Raw genomic sequence first — 12,118 nt, forward strand, 5'->3', positions numbered from 1 at the left:
GTCACCCTTTCCATTAATTAATAAAAAAATATCCTTCATAAAATTGAAGGATATTTTTAAAGATTATAAAATATTATTGATTATCTTTGTCTAATCCTTTACCTAAAATGTCACCTAAAGTAAATCCATTTTCTTCTTCAGGAGCATTTTCAGTAGAATTATCAGAAACCTTAGCATTTTCCTTTGAAGAATCATCACCATTTTCAGGTGCTGGTTCAAGTGCTCTCATTGATAAAGCTAAACGATGATTTTCTGGTTGAACATCAAGAACTTTAGCTTTAACAGTTTGACCAACTTTCAATACATCAGAAGGTGTATTAACATGTTCATGAGAAATTTGTGAAATATGAATTAATCCTTCAACACCAGGAATAACTTCAGCAAAAGCACCAAAGTCAACTAAACGTTTAATAGTAACTTCAACAATGCTACCTACTGGAGCTTTTTCTTCAATTTCATCCCATGGTTGTGGCATAGTTTGCTTAATTGATAATGAGATACGACCTTTTTCTTGATCTAAAGCAATAACCTTAACTTTAACATCTTGGCCATTCTTTAGAACATCTGAAGGTTTGTTTACACGTTCATATGAAATTTCTGAAACGTGAACTAATCCATCAATACCACCTAAGTCAACAAAGGCACCAAAGTTAGTCATACGTGCAACTTTACCTTCAACGATGTCTCCAACGTTTAACTTGCCCATAACTTCTTCAAGCGCTTTTGCTTGTTTTTGTTCCATAACATCACTATGTGATAGAACTAAACGGTTCTTTTCTGGAATGATTTCAACAATTTTACATTCAAATTGTTGACCATCATATTGATTTAAGTTTCTTACAAAATGATTAGTAATCATTGAAGCAGGAATAAATCCGCGAACACCAGCATCAACAACTAATCCACCACGAACTGCATTTTTAACAGTTACATTGATAGTTTCGTCATTCTTAGATTTTTCTTGTAATTCATCCCAAACTTTACGTTCTTGTAGACGACGAACTGAAAGCAAGAAGCTTCCACCTTCTTTATCGTCACCAATTCTGGAGATAACAACAAATTTACCCTTATCTCCAACTTTGTATTGTGATTCTGAGTCATCGTTTGATGATGCAATTTCGTGACGAGGAACAACACCTTCGACACCTGCATTATCAATTCCAATAATTAATTGATGATCACTATCAATAGATAAAACTTCACCACTAACTACATCATTAATATTGACTTGGTCGACACTATCCAAGGCTTCTAATAAATCTTTATTTGTTTTTTCATCTGATTCACTCATCTGACAATTCCTCCTTGAGACAACTATATCTCATATTTTAGACTAACTTTTATAGAAAATCTAGTTATATGACTAAGTTATCCGTTATTTTTAATTATTTTAGATATTTCATCTACCACATCTTGAATTGACATTGAAGTCGTATCAATTTCAATTGCATCATCAGCCTTTAACAATGGTGATATCTTACGATGTGAATCTTTATAATCACGTTCTTCAATATCATGTTTTAATTGTTCCAATGGAACATGAATATCTTTTTCTGCGTTATCTTTAAAACGACGTTCGGCTCTTTCTTTAACACTAGCGATCAAGAAAATCTTAATTTCAGCATTAGGCAAAACAGTGGTACCAATATCTCTACCATCCATAACTATTCCACCATTGCTAGCAATTGCTTGTTGTCTTTTAACTAAATCAGATCTAACACCACTTAAAGATGCAATTTCAGAAACTGAATTAGTAACATCTTCTTGACGAATATCATTAGTCACTTCTTGACCATCTAAGAAAACCTTTTGTTGATTTTCATTTGGTTCAAAAGAAATATTTGTGTTTTTTAGCATTTCTACAATTATTCGTTCATCACTTAAATTATAGCCTAATCGCATTGCTTTTAATGCAATTGATCGATACATTGCACCGGTATCACAATAGATGTATGAAAATTCATTAGCAATTAACTTAGCAACCGTACTTTTACCAGCAGATGCCGGTCCATCGATTGCAACCTGTAATTTATTATTACTCATTTAATATTCCCCAATCAGTATTATCTAACTCTAATTTTTTGATTAACTGAAACAGTATCACTAGTTAAACCATTCAGACGTTTTAATTGATCAACAGTCATACCACTATTTTGAGCAATTCTATATAAATCGTTTTCACCATTTTGTCCAACCACAGCATAATTTCTATTGTTAGAATTATCACTATTTGAAGATGAATTTGATTCACTTACAGAAGATGAACTGTTATCGGAACTAGCAGAACTAGATGAGCTAACACTATCATCTGAGGATGATTTAGAAGATGAACTCATGCTTTTACTAGATTGATCATTACTACTAATAGCAGTTGAATCCGAATTAGAGCTACTAGATTTACTATTTTTAGTATTTTTATCAGATTGCTTATGTTTACTGTTAGATTTTACCATACTTGATGATGAACTTGAAGATTCGTTACTACCACCGTTGCTGGGATTACTAATCATTCCAAAAACTAATGTACACAATCCAATAACAACTATTAAAGTTATTAAAATAATCGCAATAATTTTATGGCTACGACTTTTTTTTCTTAATTCAATTCTAGATAACTTAGAAGATGAATTTTCATTGTCATTATTATTCAAAATAATAACCCTCCTACATATTAATAAATTTAATTATACATTAATTTAATGGCTTATTAAAAAGAGAATCAATAATTTGATGCCAATTTTTTATATAATTATCTTTTTTATAATCATGTTGATTGAGCAATTCAGAGTCATCTAAAATCGTCTCATTACCATCGCAACATTTATCATCATGATTATCAAAAGACTCATTAAAATAAGATAATAATTTATTTCTTCGACAACTATGGTTATCGACATAATCTATCATAGCATTTAAATTATTATTTTGTTCAAATGATCTTAATTTAAAAACATTCTTTGTTTCATCCAAACTGTAATGATGATCATAGTAATATTTTAATAAGTCTAGCTTATCTTCAACAGTATTTTTTAAAGATTGATAATTATCATAATAAAAACTAACCATACTATCATCTGGAATATTATTTATTAATAAATTATATTGAAGAGTTTCATCATTATCTTGATATAAAATTATAGCAATACTCGAAAGGCCATCTCTACCAGCACGACCAATTTCCTGAATATAAGATTCGATATTAGAAGGCATGTGGTAATGAATGACATATCTTATATCATTTTTATCAATTCCCATGCCAAAAGCACTAGTTGCACAAATAAGATCTAAATGGTTATTCATAAACTGATGTTGAATTCGATAACGATTTTCGCTATCTAAATCAGAATGATAAGCTTCGACATTCAAATTAGTTTTAACTTTAAGTAAGTTAGTAATCTTATTAGCAATTTTTTTACTGGAAAAATAAATAATTCCTGGACTTTTAAACTTATTGACTAAAGACAAAAGCTTATTATTCTTATCCTCTTTATCATCACAATACTTAACTGACAACATGATATTGGAACGATTTACAGACTTAGTAACAAATTTCACATTAGAAAGATTCAGTATATTAATAATTGAACTTCTATCTTTGCTAGAAGCTGTAGCGGTTAACATCAAAATTTGTGGAAAATTCAAATAATTAATAACATTTTTCAAATTTAAATAATCCGGTCTAAAATCAGGCCCCCATTGGATAATACAATGAACTTCGTCAATAACAAAAAGGCCTAAATCAATATTTTTAAAAGATTTAATGACATCTTCTTGTGATAACATCTCAGGAGAAATGTAGATATAATTATATTTATTTAAATTATTTAGAACTTTTTTCTTTTCGTTAAAATTTAAATTAGAAGTTAAAGCAATAGTCTTTTTTTCGCCTAAATAACGCATCCGATCAACTTGATCTTGCATTAAAGAAATTAATGGTGAAACAATTACAATTGGTTTATTAATTAATTTTCCAAAGAATTGATATATCAAGGTTTTACCGGTTCCAGTTGGTAAAACTCCAAAAACATTTCTTCCAAGATTCAAATATTTTAATATTTCTAATTGACCTGGGCGAAAATCTGTAAATCCAAACCAATAATATAACTTTTCTTGTAAAGATAAATCACTATTCAAAACTACTTACTCCTTAATATTTGATATAACCTAAATGCAAAAAAATCTATTTTCCCCTTAACTTTAATAAATTGCCAATCGTCTACCAAAATGCCATGGTAAGTAAAATTCAATAATTTAATATCTTCATTACTTAACAACTTCGTGTATGGAAACTGTTCTTTACTTAAAATAATTGCATTTTCTAACAAATGTTCTTTTACGGTTGAAATTTTTATGTTATTTTGATTACTAATATATGACAATGAGTAGTCTTCATTAAAATATTTTAAAGTGTTATTAGCACTATTGCTAATTCTACTTTTCACAATATTTTTTAAAAGGAATTTACTAAGTCCGTCTTTTCGTATACTAATAAATTTTATTAATAAAATCCATAAATCATATTTAATGAAATAGGTTTCAACTAAAGAAATTTGATAATGACTTTTTAATTGATCATCAGTTAATCCATAATTATCGTGACCTATCAATAAATTGGCAAAAAGATTGGCTTTATCTTCATCAACAGATTGTAAAAATTGTGTTATCAATTTATAGATGAATTCAACAATGTGTTGCTGCTTAAAATCATGAAAAAAACTTTTTATTAAATTAGTATTTTCAAAATTAGTTTGCAATGGATAGTAATTAACATTTTGATAACTATACTCAGAAATAACTTGAATTAATAATAAAAAACGTTCTTGAAAAGTAAAAACATCGTAATAATATTGACTAGATAATTCTTTGGGAAAATAAAAGGATTCAATAATAGAATCCTTTTTAGCATTACCCTTTTTAGTTAATAGAAATTGATATTTATCATAATTTTTAACATAGCCATCATGAATTAAAGAATTAACAGTTTTTTCACTATCAATATTAATTCCCTTAAAGATTCCAGAATATTTCAATAGTCCATATTGATTACCCCAAAACAAAGTGGAAACTGTTTTTTTACCCATAAGAAGGTTATCAATAAGTTTTGTTCTTCTAGGCTGACTAATGGATAACAAAACAATCATTAAATCATCATTCATTTGAATTATTATCTCCATATCTAAACCAAGATTTTCTACGACTAAAAATTAAAACAAAAATAACTCCAATGAAAATACCTTTAATAATATTAAATGGAACAACTGCATATAATATAGAATTTACAAGACTAAAGTTCAATTGAAATCCAGCAAGTTGTACATAAAGTGGTGTAATTATAAAGTAATTTGCTAAACTCATTATAACTGTTAAACAAATTGTTTCTATAATAATCATTAAAGGATACTTAAATTTACCTTTAATGATTTTATTTACTAAAGCAATTGAAAATACAATGGTTAAACTAGCTAATAGTAACGATGAGATCCCAATTAAATTAATAATTGATGGCCCTGTAAAAACAAAGTATAGAAATGCTCTCATCAAAGCTACAATTACACCACTACTAGTAGATAGTAAAATTGCAGCCAACAAAATTGGAATATCACCAAAATCCAGCTTCATATATGGTGCAATTGGAATAATCGAAATTGACAGATAAGAAAGCAAATAAGCTAAACCACTTAAAACCGATATCTGAATAATTCGTTGTAAATTAAAACCTTTTCTACTAGACATAAAACATACCTCCGCTTTGCGGATTATCTTCAAAAAAGGCCCTGTTATATTTAACAGGGCCTTTTTACACACTAAAAGCAGATCTTCTTTATACCAGACTATACTGTCGGCTTTGGAATTTAACCAAATCAACTATCATGAGATAGGTAGCGGGCTATACCGCCGGTCGGGAATTCAACCCTGCCCTGAAGATAAACCATCATTATTTTATTATTAGTACCTTAACAGATCATTAAAATAAAAACAATCATTTGTGCTTGTTATCAGTAATTTCATATAATTTTTCAACTTCATATTTTTTTAAGGGCCTAAATTCTCCTGATTGAAGGCCTCTCAAGTTTAAAAATGCATATGATTCACGCTTTAACTTTTGCACTGGATGTTTAATGGCCTTAAATAAATTTTTAACTTCATGATTTTTACCTTCATGAATAGTTAACTGCACAACCGAAGTTTTTTTCTTAGGATCAGTTTCTAAAACATTAGTTTTAGCTGGACTAGTTTTTTTACCATTAATTTTAATTCCTAGTCTTAACTGCTTAAGCTCATCATTAGTTGGAATACCTTCTACTTTAGCTACATATGTTTTTTCTACTTCATATTTTGGATGGGTTAAACGATTGTCTAATTCACCATCATTAGTTAATAAAATAAGACCTGAGGTATCGTAATCTAAACGACCAACTGGATAAATTCTTTCAGGAATACCTTCAAAAAAATCCACAACTGTCTTACGTTTCTTTTCATCTGAAGCCGAAGAAATAATTCTTCTAGGCTTATATAAAAGAAAATATACTTTTCTTTCTTTTCCAATTGGCAAGCCATCAACTTCAACAGAATCTGAAACTTTAACTTTAGTTCCTAATTCGGTAACCACTTTTTTGTTAACCGTAACCCTACCAGAAGCAATAATTGATTCTGACTTTCTTCTAGATGCAACTCCAGCTCTTGCCATCACTTTCTGTAATCTATCGGCCATTATTTTTCCTCCTTAGTGAGCAAACTTTGATCAATTTTTGGCAATTCTTCTAAGCTAGATAATCCAAATAATTTAAAAAAGTTATCAGTAACTTCATATAATTTTGGATTTCCTGGAACTTCCTTATGACCATTAGTTTTAATTAGCGATTGTTTAATTAATTTTTGAATAGTTTTATTACTATTAACGCCTCTAATATCATCAATTTCAATACGAGTAATTGGCTGACTATAAGAAATAATAGTTAAAACTTCTAATGAGGTTTGGGTTAAAGAAATCCCTTGATTTCCATTAACAATATATTTTTGTAATAATTCATCTAATTCACTTTTTGTAGCAAAAAGATATTTACTATTATATTCAAAAATACTGAAAGGACTATTTATATCATTATCTAAGTCCATTTTTAATTTGTCGATGGCTAGCTTAATTTCTTTTGCAGAAATATTAGTAGCTTTTTGAAGCTTAGATATTGAAGTACCCTCATCACCAGAAATATAAATCAAACCACTAATTTTTGCTAAATCACTTAACAAATTTTATTCTCCTACTCTATTTTGTGAATATATATTTTACCGTTTACTTTATCAAAAAAAATCTGTTTTTCTTTGACCAATTCAAGCGCTGATAAAAAAGTAGTTACTACTTTTTCTAAGTTTGAATTTGATTCAAATAATTGTTCAAATTCAATACTGATAACATTAGATAATTTATTTATTATCCATAAAGTTTGTTCTTTAACTGTATACTGCCATTCATGAATTTCATGAACATAAGTATGATTTTCATGGCGTTTTATAATAATTGACTGGAATGCTTCTTTTAAAATTGATGCATCCATGCTTTTATTGTTATTAGCTTCTATAATTTGACTGGCACTGGGAACTTTAGCATCGATACTATGGTGTAAATTATTACTATAATTCATTTTTTTTAAAAATTTTGAAGCTTCCTTATATTGTTGATAAATTAACAACCGATTAACTAATTCATCTCTAGGATCTTCATAATCATCATTATCATCAATTGGTTCTTTTTTTGGCAATAAAAGTTTAGATTTGATAACCATCAAGTTAGATGCCATAACAAAATATTCACCAATTATTTCAACATTTAAATTTTTCATTTTATCTAAATATTCAACATATTGATTAGTAATTTTTTCAATTTTAATATCATAAATATCCATTTGCGACTTTTTAATAAGATGTAATAATAGTTCCAATGGCCCATCAAAATCGTTAATATGAATATTTATTATATCATTTTTTAGTTGCATTACGTTTCTCCCAGATTTCGCATATCTCAGTAGTATCCATTGTACCTACAATTCGTTTATTAATATGTAAATCAGTTAATTGATTTAACATTATACAACAATTATTCATACTCCAAGAATCAGGAGTCAATATAATTCGACGAACCACTAATAGATCTTTATTACACTCAACGCAAAGCATTCCTGCCCAATTATTATTTTCATTTTTCCATAAGTAAATAATTCGTTGATCAGATGCCTTATACCACTCTAATTCATTTTTGAGATGTTCATTAGTCATATTAGGTAGAAAAGATAACATATCCATTACTATTTTTTCATATTCACTACGATACTTTAATAACATTTTAAAAATCCTCTTCAATTAAAATTATGCTCGTGGATGGTACTTATTAAAAGACTTACTTAAATGTTCATGAGATACATGAGTGTATATTTGTGTAGTAGAAATATCTGAGTGTCCTAATAATTCTTGAACAATCCTTAAGTCAGCGCCATTTTCTAATATATGAGTAGCAAAAGAATGCCGTAATGTATGGGGAGTTACTTTCTTATTAATTCCAGCTAAAGCAACATCGCGTTTTATTTTTTGCCAAATACTTTGACGGCTCAGTCCACCACCATGAGCATTTAAAAACAAATAATCACTATGTCGATTCTTTAATAAAAAATTGCGACTATGACCAATATAAAAATTAATCCAATTAATAGCTTCAGATCCAATCGGAATAATTCTTTCCTTATCACCCTTACCGACGGTTTGAATAATCCCCATTTCCAAATGTAAATTATCCATTTTTAAATGAATCATTTCACTTACTCGTAAACCAGTAGCATACATAACCTCTAAAATTGCACGATCACGAATACCATACTTATCATTAGTATTTGGAACTGTTAATAGTTTATCAACTTCTGCAACCGTTAAAACAGAAGGAAAGTGCTGTGCTGGCTTAGGTGTATCAATTTTAATCATTGGATTGTTATCGATATATTTAAAACGCAATAAGTACTGAAAAAATTTTCTCATAGTGGAAATAAACCTAATGATAGAATTCCTAGCTTTATCATTTTCTTTCATATACTTCATGTATTTTAAAATTAAATCAGAATCCACATTTTTTATATTATCAATTTTTTGCTTATATACATAATCATAGAATTCAAATAAATCTTGACGGTAGCTTTTAATTGTATTCTCAGATAGCCCACGTTCAATAGTTAAAAAATGCAAATAATCTTTAATCACTTCATCCATAAAACACTCGTTTAATCCTCAACTTCAGTTTCAATACCTTTTTCAGTCAATTTTAAAATGCCGTCTGACTGTTCTACTAAACGACCCTTTAATAGGTGACCAATTGCGCGTTTAAATTGTCCTTTACTAATACCAAAAAATTGTTTAATATCTTCAGGCTTACTTTTATCTGTATAGTTAACTTGATAATTATCTGCGTGTTTTAAAACTGCAAAAATCATTTTTGAATCACCATCAATAGCTTCGTAACCACGAGGCTTCATAGATAAGTTCAAGCTACCATCACGTAATATACCAATAACTCTAACTTGAACATGCTTTCCAAGATTAGGTTCAATGTCCCGTTCACTTGGGTGAATGAATCCTAAATGGTAATCATCAGTAATAACACGAGTTCCAGCCATTTTTAATCGATAAGTAGTTGCCATTAAATTATGATTCATTAAATCACGGCTACCAGGAGTAGAAATATCTTGAAATACTTGTTCGTCAGCTAGTTCTCCCCAAATACGACCCTTTTTATCCACTTTTAATGCAATCATTAAATAGTCACCATATTTGGGCCATAGTTTAGTTAACTCGGGCAAGTCATCAATTGAAACAGCGATATCTTTATTAGGAAGACCAATATTAACAAAAACGCCTAATCCATGTTTACTTTGTACAACTTGACCAAAAGCAAACTTATCAATTTGAACTTTAGGTGCATTCCTTGTCATTTGCATTTTATGATCTTCATTTTCATAAGCAAATCCACTAAATTTGCTACCAATATGCAAGGGGTTAATAATTTCTGATTTATCTAATAAAAATGTTATTCCATCTACTTGAACAAAATAGCTTTTATCATTTTCATCGGTTACATTACCAGAAACAGCTCTACCTAAAATATTGTTCATTAATATACCTCATTTCGATTATTTATAATACAATTCTACACTAATTTACATAATATTTCGATAGTTAAAAAAGAGGATGCGTAAAATACGCATCCTCTTTAATTAATAATTATATTTAATTATTACAATGAATTAGCAGCGCCACTGTATACAATTCCACGACGAGAGTCAACAGTAACAGTTTGTCCATCTGAGATATTTTCAGTTGCGCCAGTTGCACTAACGATAACTGGAATACCTAATGAAATACCAACTACCGCTGCGTGTGATGTCATTCCACCATTTTCAACGATAATTGCGCTTGCTTTCTTCATAGCTTGTAAAAAGTCTTTGTTAGTATTCTTAGCTACTAACACGCCACCGTCTACAGCTTTGCTGTTAGCTTCGGTAGCGTTACTTGCTAAAAAAGCTTTACCAATAACTGCCTTGTCACCGATTCCTTGACCTTGAGTCAATTCTGAACCAATTAACTTAACACGCATAACATTAGTAGTACCTTTTTCGCCAACTGGAACACCAGCAACGATTAATACTAATTCGCCTTCTTTAGCTAATCCAGTTTCAACAGCTTTTTTAGCAGCAAAGTCGAACATACCATCAGTAGTTTCTGGTTTGTCAACAACAATTGGTTGAACACCCCAGTTAACTGTTAAACCACGACGAACACGGTCATCGAAAGTTAATGCTAAAATATCAGCATTTGGATGGTATTTTGAAATCATACGAGCTGAGTAACCAGTAGTAGTAGTAGTAACAATTGTGTTAATGTCTAAATCTTTAGCCATTTGAGCAACTTGTTTACCAAATGCTTCAGTTACATCACCATTTGTGAATTCAGGACGTTTGTCACCGTATTCATTGTAATGGTCTTCAGCTTTAACGTTCAACTTACTCATCATTTGAACAGCTTTAGTTGGGTAAGCACCATTAGCACTTTCACCTGAAAGCATAGTAGCATCAGTACCAGTTAAAACAGCATATTCAACATCTGAAGCTTCAGCACGTGTAGGACGTGGATTTTCAATCATTGAATCTAACATTTGAGTAGCAGTAATAACTGGTTTACCCATTTCGTTACATCTGTGAATTAAATGTTTTTGAACGATTGGAACATTTTCAGCAGGAATTTCAACAGCCATGTCTCCACGAGCAATCATTAAACCATCAGAAACCTTCATGATTTCTTCAAAGTTATCAATTCCTTCTTGTGATTCAATCTTAGGGAAGATTTGAACATCTTCCATATGTTCTTTTTCAAGTAGCTTACGGATATCCATAATATCTTGAGGTTTTCTTACGAATGAAGCAGCAATGTAGTTAATGTTCATTTCTGAAAGACCAAATGTAATATCATCTGAATCCTTTTCAGTAATACCTGGTAAGTTGATTGATACACCTGGTGCATCAACAGTCTTACGTGAACCTAAAACAGCATTGTTTTGAGCAGTAACAACTAATTCATTGTTTTCTTCATCTTTTTCATCAACAACAGCATCTAAAATACCATCATCAAATAAAACATGACCGCCCACTTTAACATCATTTAATAAACCTGGGTAAGTAACAGCAATTTTGTCTTTAGTACCCTTTAGGCTACTGTCCATTGAAATTCTGAATTGATCGTCTGTATGAAAATCAATTTTGCCATCTTCTTGTTCAGTGGTACGAATTTCAGCACCCTTGGTGTCAAGCATGATTCCCATTGATTTACCAGTTTTCTTTTCAGCTTCATGAACTTTATTTAAACGACCTAAATGTTCTTCATGATCACCGTGTGAAAAATTAAATCTGAAAACATTAGCACCTGATTCAATTAAGCTAGCGATGATATCAACGCTATTACTTTTTGGTCCTAATGTACTTACGATTTTTGTTTTTTTCATAAGTAAAATCTCTCCTTTTATTTTGTATTAAAATCAATATCTAATACATAATAGGTTTCAAAGTTATTGTATCACTTTTTAAAATTT

Annotated in this window: 13 protein-coding genes and 1 riboswitch; all 13 genes read right to left on the reverse strand. The window is 29.7% G+C overall.

Going from position 1 to position 12,118, the window contains the following annotated elements; all coding sequences use genetic code 11:
- Positions 1-73: 73 nt before the first annotated feature.
- Positions 74-1,291: a 30S ribosomal protein S1 gene (gene rpsA, locus MOO46_RS02200; protein ID WP_249511391.1), complete on the reverse strand. Its 1,218-nt coding sequence runs from the start codon at positions 1,289-1,291 to the stop codon at positions 74-76.
- 77 nt (positions 1,292-1,368) lie between these two features.
- Positions 1,369-2,043 carry a (d)CMP kinase gene (gene cmk / locus MOO46_RS02205; protein WP_249511392.1) on the reverse strand — a complete coding sequence of 225 codons (675 nt, stop codon included), beginning with the start codon at positions 2,041-2,043 and terminating at the stop codon, positions 1,369-1,371.
- A gap of 20 nt (positions 2,044-2,063) precedes the next feature.
- Positions 2,064-2,651: a LysM peptidoglycan-binding domain-containing protein gene (locus tag MOO46_RS02210; protein ID WP_249511393.1), complete on the reverse strand. Its 588-nt coding sequence runs from the start codon at positions 2,649-2,651 to the stop codon at positions 2,064-2,066.
- A 40-nt stretch (positions 2,652-2,691) separates the two neighbouring features.
- Positions 2,692-4,134 (reverse strand): RecQ family ATP-dependent DNA helicase, encoded by a 1,443-nt coding sequence (locus MOO46_RS02215; RefSeq protein WP_249511394.1) that lies wholly within the window; start codon positions 4,132-4,134, stop codon positions 2,692-2,694.
- 2 nt (positions 4,135-4,136) lie between these two features.
- Positions 4,137-5,156: a helix-turn-helix domain-containing protein gene (locus MOO46_RS02220; protein WP_249511395.1), complete on the reverse strand. Its 1,020-nt coding sequence runs from the start codon at positions 5,154-5,156 to the stop codon at positions 4,137-4,139.
- Positions 5,149-5,733, reverse strand: a complete 585-nt coding sequence (locus MOO46_RS02225; protein ID WP_249511396.1) for an ECF transporter S component — start codon at positions 5,731-5,733, stop codon at positions 5,149-5,151. The genes MOO46_RS02220 and MOO46_RS02225 overlap by 8 nt, the downstream gene beginning before the upstream one ends.
- Before the next feature lie 77 nt (positions 5,734-5,810).
- Positions 5,811-5,930, reverse strand: a riboswitch (FMN riboswitch).
- Between the two features lie 50 nt (positions 5,931-5,980).
- On the reverse strand, positions 5,981-6,712 hold the full coding sequence (locus MOO46_RS02230) for a pseudouridine synthase (protein ID WP_249511397.1): 732 nt from the start codon (positions 6,710-6,712) through the stop codon (positions 5,981-5,983).
- Positions 6,712-7,248, reverse strand: coding sequence for an SMC-Scp complex subunit ScpB (gene scpB / locus MOO46_RS02235; RefSeq protein WP_249511398.1), 537 nt, complete (start codon positions 7,246-7,248; stop codon positions 6,712-6,714). Before scpB ends, MOO46_RS02230 begins: the two co-directional genes overlap by 1 nt.
- Positions 7,249-7,259: 11 nt before the next feature.
- On the reverse strand, positions 7,260-7,991 hold the full coding sequence (locus MOO46_RS02240) for a segregation and condensation protein A (RefSeq protein WP_249511399.1): 732 nt from the start codon (positions 7,989-7,991) through the stop codon (positions 7,260-7,262).
- A complete protein-coding gene (locus MOO46_RS02245; RefSeq protein WP_249511400.1) occupies positions 7,975-8,337 on the reverse strand; it encodes an N-acetyltransferase in 363 nt (120 codons plus the stop codon). The genes MOO46_RS02240 and MOO46_RS02245 overlap by 17 nt, the downstream gene beginning before the upstream one ends.
- Before the next feature lie 24 nt (positions 8,338-8,361).
- The gene (xerD, locus tag MOO46_RS02250; RefSeq protein WP_249511401.1) at positions 8,362-9,249 is read right to left on the reverse strand and encodes a site-specific tyrosine recombinase XerD; all 888 of its coding nucleotides are present in this window, start codon (positions 9,247-9,249) and stop codon (positions 8,362-8,364) included.
- A gap of 11 nt (positions 9,250-9,260) precedes the next feature.
- Positions 9,261-10,148, reverse strand: a complete 888-nt coding sequence (locus MOO46_RS02255) for a CvfB family protein (protein ID WP_249511402.1) — start codon at positions 10,146-10,148, stop codon at positions 9,261-9,263.
- Between the two features lie 122 nt (positions 10,149-10,270).
- Positions 10,271-12,031, reverse strand: coding sequence for a pyruvate kinase (gene pyk / locus MOO46_RS02260; RefSeq protein ID WP_249511403.1), 1,761 nt, complete (start codon positions 12,029-12,031; stop codon positions 10,271-10,273).
- Between the last annotated feature and the right edge of the window lie 87 nt (positions 12,032-12,118).

Origin of the sequence: Apilactobacillus apisilvae (genome assembly GCF_023380225.1) — a bacterium.
Taxonomy (GTDB): Bacteria; Bacillota; Bacilli; order Lactobacillales; family Lactobacillaceae; genus Apilactobacillus; species Apilactobacillus apisilvae.